The following is an 18,525-nucleotide window of genomic DNA, read 5'->3' as shown; positions in this document are numbered from 1 at the left end:
GTGGCCCGGATGGTCTTGGGACAGTCCTTGCCGTTCCAGCGGTTGTGCTGGACTACATTGTCCAGCGGGATGCCGTGCTCCTCCATGAGCAGGCGCACCAGGGCAGCCGCGTTGGCTTTGGCCGCCTCAAAGTCCCCTCCGGCGTTGACGCAGATCTCGATGCCGATGCTGGTGGTGTTGCCCGGCCCGGCCTTGCCGTCCCCGGCATGGTACGCTGTCTCGTAGTCGGGCAGGTGCTGGACAATGGCGTGGTCGTCCACGGTGTAGTGCCAGCTCACCAGATCATCCTCCCCGGCGGCGCTGTCCAGGTAGGCCCCGTGGGCCGCGGCGTCGGCGCCCTTGGCCGCGTTGCCGGTCTCGTGGATGGTGATGTAGGTGTCCGGGTTGGTGTCCCTGCCCGGCCGGTTTTTGCGCCCGCCGGAGATGATATGCTCCTGGATGGCAATGCCGTTGTCTGTGACCCGCTGAGGGCCCTCCACGGCCTCCAGATAGGCCAGGGACACCCAGCCCTTATCCGTCCTGCCCCAGCCGTCCCGCTTCTCCAGAACATCCACCACGGCCCCGCAGGGGTACGCCCCCGCCTTGCCGTAGCCGGTGCCGGGGCCGCTGCGGATGTTGACGCCGATGCTGGGCGTCACGGTGTACTTGCTCATAGGCTTGTCCTCCTGTTCCGGCGGCGTCTCAGTACCGTCCTGCTTGAGATACACGCAAATCCAGTTGTGCACCTTGCGGCTGGCGGTGATGCGCTCTCCGCCAAAGTCACACTGGCTGGAGCCGCCCCCGTCCAGCATGACGGCGGAGGACCAGCCCAGCCCGGCCAGCTCGTCCCTCAGAGTCTCCGTCGTGGCTGCGTCCCTGGTGCCGTCGCCGGAGCAGTAGAGGGCTAGACTTCCACCGCGCAGGCCAATAGCGCTCCGCCCCCGCTTGCCTCCCTGGGCTGAGCCGTAGGAGGGCTTATCCACTGGCTTACCGGAGGCAATGAGGGCGGTCACCGCAATAAAGTTATCCGCTCCCCCGTACTCGGAGGTCATGTGGATGTCGGGGCCCTTATCCCAGGCGTAGCCCATCGCCCTCCAGGGCGTGCCGGAGCGCATTACCCCGCCCACCTTGAGCAGCGGGCAGGCCGAGCCGTCTGGGTTCCACATGCCGCCATTCAACACATAGTGGGCACCAGTCTCTTCCTTGACCTGGGAAAGTGTCTTGCGGCAGTTGGTGACTCTCAGCTCAATCCGCTCCACGGACGAGAGCGGGACATATGTAATGCTCTTACTCATTTGATTCACATCCTTTTATCCAGCGATCCCGCTGTTGATTACTGTTCTGGGGCAAGCAGCCCGGCCAGCTCCTGGTACTCCTCCGGGGTGAGCCGGTCGGCGGCGAGATAGACATCCATCTTGTCCTGGAGGCCGTCGGTGCGGCCCCGGTCAATAAGCAGCTTGCAGAGATTAAATACCGTGTTCATGTCCTTCCCCTTCCTCAAACAGCATTGGTGGTGATTTCCAACATACAAAGTCGTTCCTCGTGCTCGGCCAGCATGTCCAGGGTGATGTCCTCTGCCGAGGGCGATTCAGGCTCCGGCGGTCTATTGTCCGGGGTGGCCTGCCCTGTTTCGGGGTTGTAGCGCCACCCCTGCTCTACATCGTCCTGTACCTCTACACAGCGTCGTGCAAATGCCTCGCTATACCACTTCTCCGGCGGGAGTGCATATTCCGGGATGATTTCGCGGACAGTGTTATCCTCGTTCAAATAAACCGTTTTCATCAAAACGCCCCCCTACCGTAAATCGCTACATATCCGTGTCCGCCTCTCCCCCCATTTCCAGAGGATTTTTGCTGGTAAAGGAAATTGCAGCCGCCGCCAGCACCACCACCGCCGCCACCTCTGCTACCATCCGCACCATTGGTTCCGTTTGCGGATGAGGTGGCTCCGTTGCCTCCCCTTCCGCCGCCGCTGCTTCCACCGGGTGCTCCTTTCCCATCAGAATTACCGGTCGATGAACCTTTGCTGTTACCGCCGCCACCGCCGCCACCTGGGGCCCTTATTCCAAATGTCATTATAAGAGAGCCATCTTCTCCCTGTTCAGATACAGTATCATTAACATGTCCTCTTCCGCCAAAGCCAGGACCAGAAGTGATATTTGAAGCCACACCACCAGCTTTACCAGCATGGAAGTTATCCCCTGGAGATCCTCCCGCCGCTGTAATTCCGAAAGCGCTGCTACTGCCTCCGCTCATGCCTTTTCTGCCGTCGATATCGCTGTTTGCACCGTTGGGGCTCACTGAAGTCCCCCCGCTTCCACCAGAGCCGATAACAATATTTTTATTTGAAATTTTAGTGCTGTCTAAAAAATAAGCAACAACTACTTCTCCAGCACCGCCGCCACCGCCGCCTCTACCTTCCCACTCGTTGTAATATTCGTTTGTTTTTCTTATCTCGCCCACACCGCCTCCTCCGCCAGCGCCAACCACAATCACAAAAATATCTGTATATTTGCGGTCGAAGGTATGTGTGTAGCTCCCTGGTGATGTGTATTCCTTTACTAGGCTATATCCGATTGAGCCAAGTATCTGACCGAGCGCCTGGTCAACTGTATGGTTCCCGGCTGAACCCCATATCTTGGTTTCTGTGGTGTCGCTTAACAGGGTTCCTTTGTTCAGGGGTGTCCCCTGCCGCGACCACCCTGCCTCATTGATCCCGTTCAGGTCAATGGGAAATGTCCCGGCGATCAGCGCCGTGATAAAATCCTCATAGCTAGGATACAGGGAAAGCGCTGCCGCCACCGTTTTCAAATACCGGCTACTTCCGTTTCCAGCAATAATTCCATCTTGCATTGTTACACCTCACCACAAAATATTTCGCCGCTCACAAATGGCGACCGCTTCAAACGAGCGCGGATCTGGTCCGTCAGCACCAAAACCCGCTCAATGTGATTGGCCCCTTCATGGGTCAGGAACTCCATCGAGGCCGGGATTGCTGGGGCGTTGGCAAGGGGGAACGTGCCACCGATCGCCCCCACGTTGGACAGGTAGTCTGCCATCTGTGCCTGTAGCGGAATGTCATCTATAGCCCAGGCAATACCCTGGCCGGCATATCCGGTGACGTATCCCGCATCCGAAAGCCACCCGTTCAGATAAGCCATGGCCGTATTGACCCGGTTGAGATCAGAGGCGTTGTATGTCCCACGGTCGTTCAGGGCGTCCACATCGGCCTGTGTCCGGTCGGTAACCATGCGGATGATGTAATAGCTGGCCGTGGTAGTCAGCCCCGCCCCGTCCTTGGCAACGACCGTGACGTTGTTCTCCCCAACCTCAAGATTCAGGAGGAAGGAAAATCGTCCATCCGGCCCAACGGTCGGGTGTCCCGCCACCGCCCCGTTGTCCATCACGGTCATGGTCACCGGAGGAGCGGTGGCATCGTTGGTTTGCCCCGTGATGGTAACCGTATAGGGATCCACCACTACCTCCTCGAAGGACAGCAACGCGGACAGCGCTGGCGGTACGGTATCTACAATGTAGTTTGCCTCCATCGTAGCTGTGTTCCCATCGTTGTCGCTGATGCCCGCCTGGACGGTGTGCGGCCCCTCCGCCAGAGCAGCCCCTGGCGTATAGGTGATGGTATACGTCCCGCCTGCGCCCGCCGTGACGGACACCTGCTCCGCCGGAACTGCCTTCCCGTCCAGCTTCACCATGGCGCTGTCCGGGTCGATACCGGAGCCGCCGTCGTTGTCCTGGGCGGTCCACGTCACCGCAGGCGTGTTGGTGGTCACATAGCCCGCCTCCGGGGATACCAGGGTCAGGATGGGCTGGATGGTCTCCCGCACCACCAACCGAAGGCCCAGCAGATTGTCCCCGTCTGTAGTCACCACCACGCCGCTGTCGTTGGTAGCCTCTACCGTTACGTCGTAATACCCGTCCGGCTGACCGCCGGAGAATGTGTCCGGCGTGATAGTCGTCTGATAGGCTCTGGCGTCTTCGTTGTAGGTCAGCATGTACCACTGACCATTGAACTGCGCCCGCACCTGGGTAATCGCCACGCACTACACCTCCCCAGCCTGGACCTCGCCACTGTGCCAGAGGTCCTCCCGCTCTCCGCCCTGGGCGTCGATGACTACGACAGACAGGACGGTGGGTAGCCCGACTGATACGGGGTTGGGTGCAAAGCTGGCCGAAATAACCAGCGGCGTCCATGTTTCGGACATACTCATCCCTCCTTGTCCCAATAGATAACGGCACAGCCCTGTGCCCCTGCCGCTCCGGGTTTCCCCGGCTCTGGATCGACGAGCACCTTAAATGTAACCGAACCGCCGCCCTGCCAAGTGTTGTGCTTATACACGCCATACCCGGGAGCTCCGCCCCTGCCTCCGGCCCCTCCATCCCCACTGCCGGGGATCGGCTTCTCAACGCCAGACCTGCCATACACATCTCCGCTAGCCACATCGGAGAACCCGGTGGGATACTGCACGCCATTGGCGCTGGAATATGTGCCGAATATAGTATCTGGCCCGCTGAAGGAGATCTGGAATTGCTGCTGGGGGTTAATTCCAATCTTCCCTGTCCAGACCCTGCCTCCAGCCCCATCCTCTCCGTCAGCTCCATAGCCGCCCGTGACGGCCTCCCCAAAGCCATCCTCGGATTCCGCTTTCCCCATGGTACCAGGCTCTCCGTGGCCTCCGTCCTCCCCCTTGCCCACCAGGATGAGCCGGAGGGAGGTCGCCCCGGGGGGAGCTGTCCAGATACCGGGCTCAGTGATAACCTCCCGGTTCTCGTACAAAAACATACCGTCGGCCTGGAGGATCGTGCTCTGGCTGCCTTTCAGCACGCCGGAGGACATGTCGAACGTCTGAGACATTCTGCGCCCTGTGGTAGCCGTGGATTCGTTGAGCCACACCGTATCCACATCCCCCAGCTCCGATGCCGGGTTGCCCCGCCCCACGGCCTCCAACTGGTTGCCGCCATAGGTGGACAGGATCAGCCGGGCGGCCGTCAGCGCCTCAGCCTGGGTGTGGATGAACGGGTTATTGACCGCCACCGTGTTTCCGGATGCCGTGGCATTGCCCGATACCACATACTCAGTGCCATTCCCGTCCGCCAGGGTAAAAATGAGGGCGGCCAGGTCGTCGTTGGCCTTCATGACCGGGTATTCCTCCATGTTGTCCAGGGTCATCTTTGCCCCCTGGTTCCAGAGGGGTTCAGCGGTAAGGTCCCCGGTTTCATCGTCGGCCCGGGGGAACACCCCGGCCGCCATGCAGGCCATGCGCAGGAGCTCGCCGCAGGATTTCCCCTTCACGTCCTCCGCGCTCCGGGCCGTCACGGAGCGGCCGGCATACTCAGGGTCCACATGGTACCGACCCGCGAAGTTGTCCCCAAGCTGCGCCACAATGGAGGCTATCCAGCCCTCCAGCGTGGAGGGAAGCTGGGCGGGAGGGATGTACTGCCGGCCGGAGACCAGGCCCACGATGTCCACCAGCTCCCACTGCATGGTCAGGCCGTTGTCGCCGGTCTTCCAGCCGCCGGAATACTGGTAATAGATGCCCTTGGGCTTGTACTCCACCGTGCCGTCCGGCAGAGCTACTCCAATGGACACTGGAATGCCCTGGCGCTCCTCGATGGAGCGGAACACGCCGCTCTTGCTGCGGGGCTCAAACCGCCGGTCCAGGTTGTCCATGGACAGGGAGCAGGTGCCGTAGGGCAGCGCCAGGCAGGAAAAATTGACCTGCTGGTTCAGGGTGAACCGGGCCAGGATGGAGCTGTCCCACTCCTCATACAAACCAGGAATAATCTCCGGCACCCGCAGGCGGCGGCCCGGCCGTGACCAACGGGTCACCGTAACCCGGATGGCGTCCGGATTGTTGACTGTGAATCCCTCCAGGGCAATGCTGGACGCGGTATTGCCAACCACGGTCTTGGTGTAGTAGGCCGTGCCTCCCTGCCTGACCTCCACGGTAAAGTCGGCGGGCACCCCGTCCCACTCCGCCATTGGGAAGTGGATGGAGCACGCCTGGAGGATGGAGACATTGGAAAACTGCTCCTCCACCCACACCGCTGGGGAGAATACCCCCTCCGCGCCGGACAGTACATCCCCCAGGAAGCCGATATGGTCTGCCCCCTGGAGAGGGAACAGCTTGAACTGCCCGTTGAGTGCCCAGCGGTTGGGCTCCAGCGTGGCGTAGGGGATCAGCTCCATCTCCTTGTCGTGGATCTGCTCCGGCCGGCATACATTGGCCACGCCGGAGCTGTCCACCGTGCCGTAAACGATATCCGGGTCGATGATATCGATGACGGCCTTGAGATACATCCGCCGCGTGTCGCCGGTGATAGCCGCCTCATAGGCGGCGGAGCTGCTAAGCATGGGGCTTGACCTCCCTCAGTGTAAACGCCACATTATGCCAGTAGGGCTTCCCGCCCCGCGAAAAAGCAAAGGTGGGCTGCGGGAAACTCTCCGTCAGGAAGGTGGACACCACCAGGCTGTCCCTGTCGTCGGGCAGATAGGCCGCCTGGAAGCTCTTGCCGGAGCGGAGTACTGCGTTGACCTTCCGCATGAGTTCATTGCCCATGTAGTCGTACTCGTACTCGATCATCTGCACCCAGCCCCGCACCTCCAGGACACGCCGTCCGGAGATCATGTCCACCTGCTCCCCAAGCTGGGCCGGGTAGCACTTGTACTTGTCGTGGCTGGTCTGCGGCAGATAGATGTTATCTGCGAGAATCAACTGAGTCATACGCCGCTCACCACCTCCGGGTTGGCACGGCCTGCCTGGCGCAGATAGGGCAGCTGCCAGCGGGCAATCTCCATGCCGTTGTTGAGCTGGAGCACGATGGTGGATGGGCATGCCTGTCCCGCACTCGCGGCGCTCAGTCCGTTGACCATGCCCGCCGCTGCGTTTTGGATGGTCTCCACGGTGGGCGTCGGGATACTGCGCTGCATGCGTGCCGCTACGCTGGACATCTCCTCCTCAAATCCAACGCCAATTCCCTGGGCCATGTACCGGCCCACCTGGTCGCGGAAGACCGTGGAGGGCGAGTGAATCCCGAAAAAACCCATGATCCCGTCCAGAATACTACCGCACCATTCCTTCACCCGGTTCAGCAGCCATCCAGCGGCCCCCTTGATGCCCTCCCAGATGCCCTCCACGATATTGGTGCCGACCTCTACGATAGAGCCAAGCAAGGCCCCCAGGCCGTCCACGATAGCCACAATAATCTGCGGCAGCGCGGCTACCAGCTCCGGGATGGCCTTGACAATTCCGGTAATCAGCCCACCCAAGAGTTCAAAGCCTGCGTCCACAATGGCGGGCAAATTCTGCACTATAAAGTTGACAAAGGATGTGATAATCCTCGGCAGATTCTGGAGCATTACCGGGATCCCCTCCACAATTCCCTGCACCAGGCTTCCCAGCATATCGCCGCCCTTTTGGATCATATCAGGCAGATGCTCAGACAGAAAGTTAAGCACACCGCTCACCGTCTGAGAAAATCCCTCTATGACCTGCGGGATATTGTCTACCACGCCCTGCCAAAGCTGCCCCATCATCTCTTGGGAGGCTGCGAGCATCTGCGGGGCCCTTTCCTTGAGATTGCCGACAAATTGCCCGACCAATGTTCCGGCCTGCTGCACGGCACCGCCGAGTCCGTCCTCCTGGAACGCCTGCACAACGCTCAGCACACCTCCTAGCAGCTCCGCAAGCCCCTGCTTCGCGCTGGCCACCACAGGAGAGAGGACAGCTCCAAAGCCTGCCATTGTCTCCGTCAGCTCGGCCGTGGCCTGGTTGTTGGCCACGATATCGGCATTATTCTGCTGCCACGCCTGCCCGGCCTGCACCAGCCCCTGGCTGGCCAACTGCTGAAGCACCAGATTGGCCCGCTCGGCCGGCGTGGCCGCCGCCGACAACTTTTCATTGAAGGCGTCTTCTGATATACCTGCCCAGTTGAGCGCGTCCGCGAAGGTTCCCGTGACCTTCCCTACCTGGATAGTCTCATTGATGGCCTCGGAGAGACTATCAATGGGTATGGAGTCTCCATAGGTAGCCCATGCGCCGATGGTGGCGCTGGTAATCTGCTCCAACTGCTCCTGTGCCAAGCCGATGGCCTGTAGATTGGCGGTGGTGGTGGCCGCAGTCTGGTCGTCCCCCAGGACGCCATACAGGGTGCGGTAGGTGGCGGCGGTCTCCTCGGCACTGTAGCCTGCCCGTTGGCTGGACACCTCCAAGGAGGCCATGATCTTCCGGTACTCGGATGTGTTCTCCACCAGATCCTTTACCCCGCCGATCAGGGACTGGATGGCTCCAGAAATACCCCCGCCCAGGAACGCGGACTTGAGCGTATCACCAAAGCCGCTTGACTTGCTGCCCGCGTCATCCATGGAGTCGGCCAGCTCGTCCGCCGCGTCGGCGGTATCGTCCAGCTCTCCCTCCACCCGAGTAAGCTGGGCGCGCATTTTATTGAGATCCGCCGTGGCATCCTGAACCGCCTGCGCCCAGCGCAGCGTCTTCGTGTCGTTCTCGCCGTATTTCTGCGCGGCAGAGGCCAGCCCCTTTTCCAGCCGGGAGAGCTTCTGCTCCTGGGCCTCAATCTGCCGGGTAAGCACGCCCGCCTGTGCAGACAGGGCCTCCTGGCTTTTTTCATTGCCAGCAAAGGCGGAGGTCACCGCTTTCATTTCTGAGCCCAGTGTGCGGAGCTGCTGGTTGATATTGCCCAGTTCCTTCCGGAACTCAGCTTCACCGTCAATCCCAATCTTTGGGCCGATATCCACGGACATGGTTTCACCTCCTGTTCAGCAGCGCAAAGAACTCCTCTTCTCCGTCCCCGGCGCTGTGCTTCAGCCTGGCGCCTTCGTGTTTGATCTGTTCAATGGCGACCAGATCAAGCAGTTCCCCCAGCGGAAGATCCATTGTCTGGTCATATGTCAGGCCGATCTTCAGTCCATACCACAGAAACCACTCGGGGGTCAGCCTGACCGTTTCCCCCGGGCGGTTCCGGCGTTTTTTGGCGCTTCCGCCTCCACGGTGACAGCCCTTCCGGCTGTGATGGTTTCCGCGATCTTGTTCTTTAGCCCCATAAAGTCGGAGATATCGCACAGATCGTAGAGCTGGTCCACGGTAAGCGGCGCAGGGTTCTCCATTCCCTCATGGGCGGCATAGCGGCTCCCCGCCTCCATCATGGCAGACAGTATCCAGAACGCCTCGTCCATCGCCCGGACCGTATCCTCCTGGTCCAACGCCTCCGGGATGTGCGTCACATCCCCATACCGTTCTGACACCGCCCGGAGCACCCGGACAGAAAAACAGAGCAGGTATTCTTTCCCGTTGACCGTCAATTTCGCAGTACGCATTTAGGGCCCCTCCGTGATGCTCAGATACTTCTTGACGGCGGCCTCCGCGTCCGCCTCGGTGTCCATGGGAGTGGATATCCGAAACCACGGGTGCTTTGCCGCGTCGCTGCGCAGGATGGTGGCAGTCAACTCCTGCGTCTGCCATTCAATGGTTTCCCCCTGGGTGACCGCAGAGATGCCCGGGGTGGCGAACTGGATTTTATTGAGGACGAATGCCACCCACTTGACGGCCCCATCCACCTTTTTCTTGATGACGCCTCCTAGGCCCACATAAGGGGCCTCCTGGTCATCGTCGAACACAATCCACTTCGGCTCCGAGGTGGTGATCCCTTCGTCAGTGATAGCCTCCTCCTTGACCCCGAATACCGGAACCATCACATCCGCCCGCAGATCGTCGGTGGTAACGTTCGCTGTGCCGCCGGTGAACTGCTGGTCGCTCTCCGCCGCACCGTTGTCGCCATAGAGGATATTGGCGTCCTGGCTGTCCAGCTCGATAGACAGCTCTGTATACTTGCCCAGCAGCGCCCCGTTGGAATAGCTGACCGTGCTGCCGGTATTGCTGTATTTGGCATAGTAGGGCTTACTCAGGCCAATGGTTGCCATGGCTTACACTCCTTCACTTCATGATTTCTCCGATCTTTTTGTCCACCGTTTCCTTCATGTAGGCTACCGCCCGTTTCCGGGTGGCCATAACAGCCCGCCGGACAAAGGGATTTTTCTGCATCCAGGTGGTTCCGCTCTCCACGGAGCGGGCCACCATCTGGTTGGGCTGGCCGTTTGGCCACCGCCTGGTCACGACCTTGTTGTAACCGTCAAATCCGATCTTCACGTGGAAGTAACCTGTGCCGTCGTCCTGCATGGAGGCGATGCCCAGCCCCTCCTCCAGCCCTTTGACCTGCACCTTCCGGGGGCCCCGTACCGGGCTCCCGCTGGTCCCAAATCCTTCATCGGTCGGGATCTGCTCCAGTGAGGCTCGGATTTCGTCGGCCACAATCCCCGCCGCCCCATAGATGGCCGAGCCGCAGATCTCGTCTCTGAGGCTGGCCTCCAGCTTGGCGATTTTCGCCAGATACTCGTCACCCTTCTTGAATTGGATGGTCGCCATCACGCTACCTCCCATACCCATTCGGTGTGCCAGAAGCCGGTATCCTCCTCAAACTGGACAGAGCTGATATACCAGGCGATGCCGTATTCGCTCAGGGACTCCCCCAGCGCCTCCGCCCAAGGGTCAAACTCCCGCGTGGTGAAGAGGTCGGTGGTGCCGGTGACCGCCCGCTCGGCGTGGCCGTTGCCCGCCGCCAGATCGTTGTCCCCGTCCTCCTGCCAAACAAAATACCGGCTGGATTTCATCCGTTGCCCATGGCGCACCGCGTCGGTGACGGCGGTATGCGCTGCGATAAGTTTCTCCTGCCAGGTCATCCCGGCATCCCCCTTCCCGGTGTGTCCGAATCGGACGCACCGCAGTCCTGCTCCAGCCTGGCCAGCGTCAGATCCATGGAGGGCGGCCAGACGTCAGCCACACTCTGCACCAGGTCAATGCGGTATTGCCTGCCGTCCTCCGTGACGGCCACATCCTGGGTACTGACGCCCCGCAGCCGGGGCGTCCTCAGCACCCGCTCTACGTCCACCTGGTTCTGCTTGGCCAGGTAAGCCCTTTGAAGACCCAGCTGCCGCTCCTCATAGCGGAGCACAGCCTTTTTTGTCAGCCGCTCTACCGGCTGGTAGCCGGGCCGGGCCGCGTCGGTGACCATGTAGACGGCCACCAAGCCGTCGTTGTAAGTCTGGCTGACCCCATTATCCGTCCGGGGCCGCATCGGGGCTTTCCACTCCGCCATACCGCTTCACCGCCCTCCCGTGCTGCATGTCCAGCAGCAAGGCCAGATAGTTGTTCTCAAATACGTCCAGTGCGCTGTCCCGGGCATGCCGCACAAACTCAAACAGGAGGGTGCGCGGCATCCCGTCCGCCGTGTAGTCCCCCGCCTCCCCCAGCTTTCCGTCCAGGTAGGCCATCCCCGAGGCGACGAGGCCGGCATACTTCCGGTCGGTGGCCTCGTCGTCCCAGGTGATGTCCAGGTAGTTCTTCACGTCGGACAGCAGCCCCTCGGGCAGACTGTCCCGCCCCATAATCAGCTCTTGGTGACCGTGACGGTATACGCCTTCTTGGTCTTCCCGTCCGCGGCGGTGACATTGATGGTCACCGTATTGGAGCCGCTCTTCCAGGTGGCCGCGGTTCCGTTGGAGATCTCCTTGTCATCCACCAGCACCTGGATGGACGCTCCCGCGTCAGCCGGCGTGGCGGTGATGGTGTTGGTGGCGTTGGTCGTCTCCGCCGTGTAAGTAGTTGTTCCAGAGGAAAAGGCAGGCGTCAGCGTCAGGCCGCCGATGGCCAGTGAGGACAGGGCGGCGTCGGTGGACGGCGCAGGCTCCTCTACCATCGTGATCTTCCAGGCGGCGGGCTTCAGGCCGGAAATGTCCAGGTGCAGGAAGGCGTTGTTATCCAACGGCATACCGTTGGCATACGCCTTGATGAGATAGACCCGCTCGTCCTCCAGGAAGCGGTAGTGGTCGCTGTACTCCACCCGGCCGTTGGGGGAGGTTCCGGCCAGGGCCAGATAGCGGTGGGCGATGCCCATGACCGCCTCGCCCCTCTTTAGGGCCGGCACCTGGATGATGGTCATGGGGTAGGGCATCACGTCGTTGCGGTAGCTTCCATCCGGCGCCATCAGAGTGGTAGCCGGCATGACCTTCTGGAAGTAGTCCTGGGGGTTGACCAGGAAAATCACGTCCTGTACTTGCCGGGGCTTTCCGTTTGGATCCGCCGCCATAATGGAAATCAGATTGCCCACGGTGGCGGGGGACAGGTCGTAGAGCTTCACCCTCTCCTTCTCCGGGTACACGCCGCCGGATACCACCACGCTGTCCCCCACCTGCCGGGTCATACCGATGGGCTTTTTGTTGCCGTCTCCGGTTACAAAGCCCGCCTCCATGCCGTTGCTCAGCGCCTCATAAAGCGCCTGGCGCATAAACTCGTCCAGCCACTCGGGCCCCAGCTCCAGCATGGCCTTGCACACCGCCAGGAAGGCGCTCAGCTTCAGCAAAGTGGTGGGGATCTTCTTCAGGCCGGCGGTCAGCTCCTTGACGATCTCGTCGCACAGGTCGCCCCACACCGCCTCCTCATAGCCGTTGGTGTTGACCATGATCTCCACCGCGCCGCCGGAGGCTCGGAAATTGATGCGGCTCAGCAGGGGGTGTCTGGTCTGAAGCTCCGTAAATACCTCGTTGATCACCGTCCGGGGGAGGGCTGCGTCCAGGCCGGTAACCGCCTGGCGGGGGTCGGCGCTCTTCATGGCCTCGCCCAGCCTCTGATAGTAGTCCCGCTCTTCCTTCGTCAGCTGCCGGACGCCCCGGGCGGCCAGGATACGGCTGTCCATCTCCTGCTGCATTTCCCCGATGCGCTGGTCATACTTCTGCTGGATGTCTGTCTGGATGCACTCCAGCATCTGGTCGAACGCCTGGTAAAAGCCCTCCGTGTCTCCCTCCCGGATGGCCTTCTGCATCAGGCCCCGGATCTCCTCCCGGTTCAGAATGTCGTTCGCTCTCATAGTCAGTCTCCTTCCTGTTCAAACAATTTCAGAATCGCGTTGCCTCCCGGCCCATTGCCAGGCCAGCCCGACGGAGGCGCCGTCAACTGCCGGAGCTGGGCCGCCAGGCTCCGCTGGAGCTTGATGCGCTGCTCCACATCCAGGTTCGCCTTTTTCAGAACCTCGGCGGCCTGGGTCATGTCCGCGTCCTGCTCGGCGTAGCGGTCAGCCAGGCCGTACCGGATACACTCCTCCGCGGTGAGCCACGTCTCGCCGTCCTCAAGCTGGGTGATGGCCTCCGCCGTCAGCTTATCCCCGGCCTTCTGGAGATAAGCCGCCCGCCCAGCCTCGTTGATTTTGTCCAGGTCGTCGGCCGCCTTGCGCAGCTCAGCGGCGTTGCCGCATACGCCCATCCACATGTTATGAACCATCATCAGGGCGTTGCGGGGCATCACCACCTCGTCCCCCGCCATGGCGATCACCGAGGCAATAGAGCAGGCAAAGCCGTCCACATACACCGTCTTGCGGGCCGGGTGGCGCTTGAGCTGGTTATAGATGGCGGTGCCCTCAAACACCGAGCCGCCATAGCTATTGATGTAGATATTGATCTGGCTGACATCCGGGTGGGCGGCCAGATCCTCCCGGAAGGTGTTGGCGCTGGTCTCGCTGCGGATCACCTCGTCTGTCCACCAGTTACGCCCATCACCCTCCACGTCCCCGTAGATATACAGCTCCAGTGTCCCCGGCGTAGCCGCCTGTTTCAGCTCCCACATGGTCTTTCTCATGTCGTCACTCCCTTCTGTGCGCCCAGCTTTCGGGCAGCCTCCCCCATGGGTGAGATGTTGAGCGTCATAAAGTGCTCGTCCGCCCACGGCTCGGGGATGGGCGCCTGTCCAGCCGCCCGGCGCACGTCATTGATGCTGTAACCTCCCGAGCCCACCAGCTTCTCCACGTTGGCCGCGTTTGCAAAGAGGTCAAAATGGATGATGCTACTGGAGTCCACCCGGAGGTAGCTGCCCCTCTTCCACTGCGCATACCCGTACCGCTTGCGAATAATCTCCTCCTGGAGCTGGTCGCATAGCGGGTCGATGCAGTTCGTCAGAAACCGTGTGTTGGCGTCGGCGGTGCCCTCCACCTTGCCGTTGACCAGCACCGCCGGAATCAGGAACCCCCGGGCGGTAAAGTCGAAAATATCCTCAATCAGCGCCCGGATGTCCCGGGTATCCTTGCTTCCCCCGGAGTCGGCACTCCCGCCCACGTTCTCGTAGGCGTAGCCGTCGAACTCCGGCAGGATGGCCCCGTTGCTGTTGAGAAACGGGCGGATCTGCTCCTCAATCATTTCGGCAAACTTGGCCTTGAAATCGTCCGCTCCCTGGGCTAACTGAGACACATGCACCTTCCAGTGCTGCCCGCTGCCCCAGGTGTACGCCCGCATCGCCGCCGATACCATGCGCCAATAGGACTGATACAGGCCGTTGAGGATGGGACGCATATTGGTGTGGTTCAGCCGCAGGTGGAGTACATTGGGTTCATAGAGGGGAAACTGGTACGAATAATCTCCCACCACGATGCCCCGGTACTCGTTCTGTCGGGAGGGCCACTCCTCCGGCGGCTCCCATCTGTCCGCCACCACCAGGGCGTCCATTTCCTCCCGCTTCAGAGTGTTCACCACCAGGGCCTCGTTATCCTGGTACAGTTTGGCCACGAGCTTGTGAAAAAACATGGTGGAGTTCTGGTTCACGTTGGGCGAGACGTTCCACAGGTAATACTCCCTGTCCTGGAGCTCCACGCCATCCCGGAAGGTACGGAACTCACACCGCCCGATGGCATTGGCCACCATGTTGACACAGATCCAGAAGCACAGCTCCCGCACCTGGTACTCCTGGGCCGCTTCAAAGAGCTCCCGGCAGGCCACCTCCACCGTGTTTCCCTTGCCCCGGTCTCCCCGAAGCCACTCAAAGAATTTGATTCCCATTCGCCTGTCTCCTCACAATCCTCACAAACGTATTGCCCCGATGGGGGGCAGCTCCACCGGTGCGCCGGTTCCCAGCGCCGGCTCTCCTGTCATGGAGGCCACCAGCGCCATCCACGGGTCGGTTTTCCGGCTTTTGGGTTCTATTTTGGCGTAGATAAAATTGCCCGTATCCACACCCTCCTGCCTGCGGCGCACCCGCTTGGTGTTATTCACCGCCCAGCGCAGGCAGGGGTTGTCCCCCCATGTGAAGAGCTGGCGGTCGAAGCACGCCTGGATCACCGGCTCCGCCTGCATGATGTCCGAGGGGCGCACCAGCTTCACCCGGCTTTTATCGGCGGCGTCAAAGCCAATTTTGCGCAGGGATTCCGATACCAGCGTCCATCGGTGGTGATCCAGGGCCAGCAGCCGGATGTTATACAGGAGCGCCGCCTGCTGGATATAGGCGGCCAGCAGATCCGGGTGGATGCTCACATCGTCCACCACCGTCGCGTGCCCCTGCTCCGCCCAGGCACGCCATGGCGCCTTCACCCGGGGCAGGGTTTTGGACTGGGCGCAGATCCAGGCATGGTTGATGTCAAAGCGGGCCTCTCCGCGCCGGAAATGGAGGTTGACCGCCGCCCAGTCGGACAGCTCCGCGTAGTCCAGCCCCACAATGCAGCTCCACCCCCGCAGCTCCGGCAGAGGGCGGTTGGTGGCCCTCACCTTCTCGTAGTCGGTAACGGAGACCTCCTTGAAGCCCGCTCGCAGTCCCATCCGCTTGGTGAGAAAATCCCCGTTCTGCTCCGGGTGCTCCAGCCAGTCCTCGTACTCGTCGCGGATTTCCTGAAGCAGCTCCGGCTTGTACGCCAGGGACGGGTTGGCCATATACCAGTTCTCCGGGTCGTGTACCTGCTCTTTCGTGCTCAGGCAGCAGATAAAGGGCAGGAAGCCCCGGTCGGCCTCCCCTTCGAGCAGGATGCGGCGGCCCCGCGCCAGATAGTCGTCCAGCGGGCCATCGCTCACCTCGCCGTTGGAGGTGAATATGCCCACCCGCGGCTGGGCTACCTTGCCCTGGCCGGTGATAAAGACCTTGATGTTATCGTAGTTCTCAAACTGGTGAACCTCGTTAAACACCACCTTGCCCGAGCGCATGCCGTCCCGGCCCTTGGGGTTGTTGGTGCGTCCCTTCATGACGCCCTTGTTTTTCCGCCCTTGAATGAGCTCCTTGGTGTGGTAATAGTGCTTTTTCAGTTTAGCCTCGTAGCGGGGGGATTCCAGCACCTCGGCCAGGTCCTTCACCGGCGTCACCGCCTGCTCCTCGTTGTTGGCGCAGATATCCACGTTATAGTGCCCTACCGGGTTATACGGGGAGATGGAGCAGGCGCCGTCAAACGCGATCAGCCCGTCCTTGCCGGCGCCCCGGCCCACCATGCACAGCAGGGTCTTCCAGCGGGGCGTCCCGTCCGGCCTGTAGGTACAATCCCACAGGGCAATCAGGAACTCCTCCCAGGGGAACAACCGCTCAAAGGGAAAATACTTCACCAGGCCCAGGTAACGCCGAAGCTGCTCCGCATCCACCCGGATGTCCTCCTCCGCAAATACTCGGCGGACATAGGCCGCGAGGGCGTGCTGCTCCGGGCAGGCCCTGGGGGTGTCCGCCTCCACCGCCTCCAGATAGCACAGCACCTCCGGCGGCAGGCTACAGCTCATCGTCCCCGCCCCCCTGGGAGGGTTCGTCCTTAAATCCCAGGGCGGTATAGATGGCCAGCATTTGCCGCGATACCTGCACCGCCAGGGAGACGCTGCGGTTCTCCACCGGCATCCCCCGCTTGGCGTCCATGACCGACACACCCCGCTCGGCCACGTCCGCCTCCAGCCGCTTGAGCTGGCACCAGAAGTTCATGTATTCCCGCACCTTGTCGGTGTACGGCTCCTCCACCATCCCCCGAGCCTCCAGGCTCTCCAGCATGGCGCTGCGGAGGGCCTTGTATTCTTTTGTCTTCTCCGGTTTTGTCATGCCGTCCCCTCCCTGTCCGTCCGGCCTGGGCAGCGGGGCGCGCGCGGGTGCGCGATCCGCCGGGAATGTCCATTACCCACCCGATTGGGGCCTGTACCGGAAAACCTGTTTTTTTCGACGGGGGTATCAGTCCCACCGCTCAACCGTCACCGGCGCATAGAAGCGCCGATATTGCCGCTGACTCTCCGGGTGGAGCTCTTCGTGGCACTGCTTGCACACGCTGATCAGCTGCCGCTCCCCCGTATCCGTGTCCCAAATGCTCAACGCCAGGTCCGGCCGCTTCCGCAGGTGCTTGACGTGGTGTACGATGCGCGCCCGCCGGTACCGCCCCCGCTGCTTGCACCGCTGGCACTCGCGGTTATCCAGCCGAAGCACATCAGGCCGCAGGGCTTTCCATTCGCCCCAACTGTAAAACTCCGCCTCTCGGCCCTCGGCAATCAGCTCCCGCAGTTGGGCCAACCGTCTGCCGGATATCATCTTGCCACCTCTCCTGCCTGCATTCCTTCACAGATTTATGCTACCATGCCCCTGCCGCAAGATGCCCAAAAGATCGGGCACGCTAAAAATTTTCTTTCCGGCCTAGCAGATAGTCCGCTGTCACACCGAAAATATCCGCCAGCAGGCAGATAGTGTCGGTGGAAGGGTCTGCCTCTCCTCGTTCATAGACCGCAATCATGTTTTTGCTCAGGCCACACCGCTCAGACAGGACGCGGCGGCTGATTCCTCGACGCTCCCGCAGCTTCTGCAAGCGGACGGCAAAGGTCTCATTCATCGTGTCGTTTCCTCCTCCCGTGTCGTGTAGCATTATCCTCCAGCGGCATTACCCAGCGTATGTAAGCGGCTGAAAAACCGGTTTCCCCGTCCTCCCGGATCTCCCGCTCAACCACGCGGGCCTCCGGCGGCACCCGCACCGTGCCCGCTCTGGCCACAGGGATGGGCGTGGAATACTGGGGTTGTCGGATACCCTGAGAGTGGGACCAGGCCCGCGCTCCTCCGTACCCGGCGTTGCGTATCATGTACCTGGCCACGGCGGTATAGTCCCCAGTCGCATCCAGGCGTCGGTATGAAAACTCCTCCGGCGGCCAGTGCTGGGCGATCAGCTCCCAGTCCATGGCATCCGTGACCACGTGGTGGTGCAGGCGCACCGGCTGCCCCGTCTTCGTGGACACGCTGGCAGTCACCAGCCACCACTTGAGCTTTTTCCCCGTGGTCTTCCGGTACGCCCTGGCCAGCCGCCGCATGAAGTTTCGGGCAATACGCTTCGCCTCCTCCCGTGTGGCAGGCAGGCGGCTATCGGAGTATTTCAGAGTCAGGAACAGATCTCCGCCCTTGCAGTTAGCATTGAGCTGCCGGGCCAGGATCAGCACCGCCTCGTCTTCATTGCGCTTGAGCTGCTTGGCGGACGATTTCCCTCTTCTGGCCCCCCGCGGTGTTCCCCCGCGTGCCTCCATGAGCACGTCCCGCACCTCCACGGCGCGGCCCGCTGTGATCCGGTAGCGCATGAGCTTTTTCACCTGGTTCTCCTCCTTTGGCTGGTGCTGGTTGAGATCTTAGCGGTCTAAGGGCCCCGCATAGGAACACGCGCGCGTTCCTCAATTTGATATATAAGGTAGGGCATTGGCCCTCTGCGCCGCCCCCGGAGGGCC

At 61.4% G+C, this 18,525-nt stretch carries 23 protein-coding genes; all 23 read right to left on the bottom strand.

The genetic code is table 11. The features are described 5' to 3' along the window. The coding region (locus tag HMPREF0372_RS18765) for an N-acetylmuramoyl-L-alanine amidase (protein WP_007492080.1) at positions 1–1,274 on the bottom strand (1,274 nt) is incomplete at its 3' end. A gap of 38 nt (positions 1,275–1,312) precedes the next feature. Next, positions 1,313–1,462, bottom strand: coding sequence for a hypothetical protein (locus HMPREF0372_RS20105; RefSeq protein ID WP_009261014.1), 150 nt, complete (start codon positions 1,460–1,462; stop codon positions 1,313–1,315). A gap of 14 nt (positions 1,463–1,476) precedes the next feature. Beyond that, positions 1,477–1,761, bottom strand: a complete 285-nt coding sequence (locus tag HMPREF0372_RS20630; protein WP_007492075.1) for a hypothetical protein — start codon at positions 1,759–1,761, stop codon at positions 1,477–1,479. Beyond that, positions 1,761–2,831 carry a glycine-rich domain-containing protein gene (locus HMPREF0372_RS19755; protein ID WP_007492074.1) on the bottom strand — a complete coding sequence of 357 codons (1,071 nt, stop codon included), beginning with the start codon at positions 2,829–2,831 and terminating at the stop codon, positions 1,761–1,763. Before HMPREF0372_RS19755 ends, HMPREF0372_RS20630 begins: the two co-directional genes overlap by 1 nt. A gap of 2 nt (positions 2,832–2,833) precedes the next feature. Further along, positions 2,834–4,033 (bottom strand): Ig-like domain-containing protein, encoded by a 1,200-nt coding sequence (locus HMPREF0372_RS10585; protein WP_007492073.1) that lies wholly within the window; start codon positions 4,031–4,033, stop codon positions 2,834–2,836. 3 nt (positions 4,034–4,036) lie between these two features. Then, positions 4,037–4,198 (bottom strand): hypothetical protein, encoded by a 162-nt coding sequence (locus tag HMPREF0372_RS19750; RefSeq protein WP_155117013.1) that lies wholly within the window; start codon positions 4,196–4,198, stop codon positions 4,037–4,039. Positions 4,199–4,200: 2 nt separating this feature from the next. Continuing rightward, positions 4,201–6,348 (bottom strand): hypothetical protein, encoded by a 2,148-nt coding sequence (locus tag HMPREF0372_RS10580; protein WP_007492071.1) that lies wholly within the window; start codon positions 6,346–6,348, stop codon positions 4,201–4,203. Next, positions 6,341–6,718, bottom strand: coding sequence for a hypothetical protein (locus HMPREF0372_RS10575; RefSeq protein ID WP_007492070.1), 378 nt, complete (start codon positions 6,716–6,718; stop codon positions 6,341–6,343). The genes HMPREF0372_RS10580 and HMPREF0372_RS10575 overlap by 8 nt, the downstream gene beginning before the upstream one ends. After that, on the bottom strand, positions 6,715–8,754 hold the full coding sequence (locus HMPREF0372_RS10570) for a phage tail protein (protein ID WP_007492068.1): 2,040 nt from the start codon (positions 8,752–8,754) through the stop codon (positions 6,715–6,717). Before HMPREF0372_RS10570 ends, HMPREF0372_RS10575 begins: the two co-directional genes overlap by 4 nt. Before the next feature lie 189 nt (positions 8,755–8,943). Further along, a complete protein-coding gene (locus HMPREF0372_RS10565; RefSeq protein ID WP_007492064.1) occupies positions 8,944–9,327 on the bottom strand; it encodes a hypothetical protein in 384 nt (127 codons plus the stop codon). Continuing rightward, positions 9,328–9,930 carry a major tail protein gene (locus HMPREF0372_RS10560; protein ID WP_007492062.1) on the bottom strand — a complete coding sequence of 201 codons (603 nt, stop codon included), beginning with the start codon at positions 9,928–9,930 and terminating at the stop codon, positions 9,328–9,330. A gap of 13 nt (positions 9,931–9,943) precedes the next feature. Next, the gene (locus HMPREF0372_RS10555; RefSeq protein ID WP_007492060.1) at positions 9,944–10,432 is read right to left on the bottom strand and encodes a hypothetical protein; all 489 of its coding nucleotides are present in this window, start codon (positions 10,430–10,432) and stop codon (positions 9,944–9,946) included. After that, positions 10,432–10,746 (bottom strand): hypothetical protein, encoded by a 315-nt coding sequence (locus HMPREF0372_RS10550; protein WP_007492058.1) that lies wholly within the window; start codon positions 10,744–10,746, stop codon positions 10,432–10,434. Before HMPREF0372_RS10550 ends, HMPREF0372_RS10555 begins: the two co-directional genes overlap by 1 nt. Then, a complete protein-coding gene (locus HMPREF0372_RS18760; RefSeq protein ID WP_155117012.1) occupies positions 10,743–11,162 on the bottom strand; it encodes a phage head closure protein in 420 nt (139 codons plus the stop codon). The genes HMPREF0372_RS10550 and HMPREF0372_RS18760 overlap by 4 nt, the downstream gene beginning before the upstream one ends. Beyond that, complete coding sequence (locus tag HMPREF0372_RS10540; protein ID WP_007492054.1) at positions 11,122–11,451, bottom strand: hypothetical protein; 330 nt, start codon at positions 11,449–11,451, stop codon at positions 11,122–11,124. The genes HMPREF0372_RS18760 and HMPREF0372_RS10540 overlap by 41 nt, the downstream gene beginning before the upstream one ends. A 2-nt stretch (positions 11,452–11,453) precedes the next feature. Beyond that, the gene (locus HMPREF0372_RS10535; protein WP_007492052.1) at positions 11,454–12,929 is read right to left on the bottom strand and encodes a phage major capsid protein; all 1,476 of its coding nucleotides are present in this window, start codon (positions 12,927–12,929) and stop codon (positions 11,454–11,456) included. A 2-nt stretch (positions 12,930–12,931) separates the two neighbouring features. Continuing rightward, positions 12,932–13,693 carry a head maturation protease, ClpP-related gene (locus HMPREF0372_RS10530; protein ID WP_007492049.1) on the bottom strand — a complete coding sequence of 254 codons (762 nt, stop codon included), beginning with the start codon at positions 13,691–13,693 and terminating at the stop codon, positions 12,932–12,934. Beyond that, complete coding sequence (locus HMPREF0372_RS10525; protein ID WP_007492047.1) at positions 13,690–14,883, bottom strand: phage portal protein; 1,194 nt, start codon at positions 14,881–14,883, stop codon at positions 13,690–13,692. The genes HMPREF0372_RS10530 and HMPREF0372_RS10525 overlap by 4 nt, the downstream gene beginning before the upstream one ends. Before the next feature lie 21 nt (positions 14,884–14,904). Next, entirely contained in the window at positions 14,905–16,572 is a 1,668-nt protein-coding gene (locus tag HMPREF0372_RS10520; protein WP_007492044.1) for a terminase TerL endonuclease subunit, read from the bottom strand. Then, positions 16,562–16,879, bottom strand: coding sequence for a P27 family phage terminase small subunit (locus tag HMPREF0372_RS10515; protein WP_007492043.1), 318 nt, complete (start codon positions 16,877–16,879; stop codon positions 16,562–16,564). Before HMPREF0372_RS10515 ends, HMPREF0372_RS10520 begins: the two co-directional genes overlap by 11 nt. 126 nt (positions 16,880–17,005) lie before the next feature. Then, the gene (locus HMPREF0372_RS10510) at positions 17,006–17,356 is read right to left on the bottom strand and encodes an HNH endonuclease (protein WP_007492041.1); all 351 of its coding nucleotides are present in this window, start codon (positions 17,354–17,356) and stop codon (positions 17,006–17,008) included. A gap of 82 nt (positions 17,357–17,438) precedes the next feature. Further along, complete coding sequence (locus HMPREF0372_RS10505; protein WP_007492039.1) at positions 17,439–17,651, bottom strand: helix-turn-helix domain-containing protein; 213 nt, start codon at positions 17,649–17,651, stop codon at positions 17,439–17,441. Further along, a complete protein-coding gene (locus HMPREF0372_RS10500) occupies positions 17,644–18,393 on the bottom strand; it encodes a hypothetical protein (protein ID WP_039997235.1) in 750 nt (249 codons plus the stop codon). The genes HMPREF0372_RS10505 and HMPREF0372_RS10500 overlap by 8 nt, the downstream gene beginning before the upstream one ends. Between the last annotated feature and the right edge of the window lie 132 nt (positions 18,394–18,525).

Origin of the sequence: Flavonifractor plautii ATCC 29863 (assembly GCF_000239295.1) — a bacterium.
Lineage (GTDB): Bacteria > Bacillota > Clostridia > Oscillospirales > Oscillospiraceae > Flavonifractor > Flavonifractor plautii.
Note: the sequence above shows the minus strand (reverse complement) of the source record. Positions and strands in the feature narration are given on the sequence as shown.

Bases quoted from the DNA above. Each gene is read 5' to 3' on its own strand.
- HMPREF0372_RS10550 (WP_007492058.1), bottom strand. From the start codon at position 10,746: ATGACCTGGCAGGAGAAACTTATCGCAGCGCATACCGCCGTCACCGAC.
- HMPREF0372_RS18760 (WP_155117012.1), bottom strand. From the start codon at position 11,162: ATGGCGGAGTGGAAAGCCCCGATGCGGCCCCGGACGGATAATGGGGTC.
- HMPREF0372_RS10575 (WP_007492070.1), bottom strand. From the start codon at position 6,718: ATGACTCAGTTGATTCTCGCAGATAACATCTATCTGCCGCAGACCAGC.
- HMPREF0372_RS10510 (WP_007492041.1), bottom strand. From the start codon at position 17,356: ATGATATCCGGCAGACGGTTGGCCCAACTGCGGGAGCTGATTGCCGAG.
- HMPREF0372_RS10515 (WP_007492043.1), bottom strand. From the start codon at position 16,879: ATGACAAAACCGGAGAAGACAAAAGAATACAAGGCCCTCCGCAGCGCC.
- HMPREF0372_RS10560 (WP_007492062.1), bottom strand. From the start codon at position 9,930: ATGGCAACCATTGGCCTGAGTAAGCCCTACTATGCCAAATACAGCAAT.
- HMPREF0372_RS10565 (WP_007492064.1), bottom strand. From the start codon at position 9,327: ATGCGTACTGCGAAATTGACGGTCAACGGGAAAGAATACCTGCTCTGT.
- HMPREF0372_RS20630 (WP_007492075.1), bottom strand. From the start codon at position 1,761: ATGAAAACGGTTTATTTGAACGAGGATAACACTGTCCGCGAAATCATC.
- HMPREF0372_RS10530 (WP_007492049.1), bottom strand. From the start codon at position 13,693: ATGAGAAAGACCATGTGGGAGCTGAAACAGGCGGCTACGCCGGGGACA.
- HMPREF0372_RS10520 (WP_007492044.1), bottom strand. From the start codon at position 16,572: ATGAGCTGTAGCCTGCCGCCGGAGGTGCTGTGCTATCTGGAGGCGGTG.
- HMPREF0372_RS10535 (WP_007492052.1), bottom strand. From the start codon at position 12,929: ATGAGAGCGAACGACATTCTGAACCGGGAGGAGATCCGGGGCCTGATG.
- HMPREF0372_RS10555 (WP_007492060.1), bottom strand. From the start codon at position 10,432: ATGGCGACCATCCAATTCAAGAAGGGTGACGAGTATCTGGCGAAAATC.
- HMPREF0372_RS10525 (WP_007492047.1), bottom strand. From the start codon at position 14,883: ATGGGAATCAAATTCTTTGAGTGGCTTCGGGGAGACCGGGGCAAGGGA.
- HMPREF0372_RS10505 (WP_007492039.1), bottom strand. From the start codon at position 17,651: ATGAATGAGACCTTTGCCGTCCGCTTGCAGAAGCTGCGGGAGCGTCGA.
- HMPREF0372_RS10540 (WP_007492054.1), bottom strand. From the start codon at position 11,451: ATGGGGCGGGACAGTCTGCCCGAGGGGCTGCTGTCCGACGTGAAGAAC.
- HMPREF0372_RS20105 (WP_009261014.1), bottom strand. From the start codon at position 1,462: ATGAACACGGTATTTAATCTCTGCAAGCTGCTTATTGACCGGGGCCGC.
- HMPREF0372_RS10580 (WP_007492071.1), bottom strand. From the start codon at position 6,348: ATGCTTAGCAGCTCCGCCGCCTATGAGGCGGCTATCACCGGCGACACG.
- HMPREF0372_RS10570 (WP_007492068.1), bottom strand. From the start codon at position 8,754: ATGTCCGTGGATATCGGCCCAAAGATTGGGATTGACGGTGAAGCTGAG.
- HMPREF0372_RS19755 (WP_007492074.1), bottom strand. From the start codon at position 2,831: ATGCAAGATGGAATTATTGCTGGAAACGGAAGTAGCCGGTATTTGAAA.
- HMPREF0372_RS19750 (WP_155117013.1), bottom strand. From the start codon at position 4,198: ATGTCCGAAACATGGACGCCGCTGGTTATTTCGGCCAGCTTTGCACCC.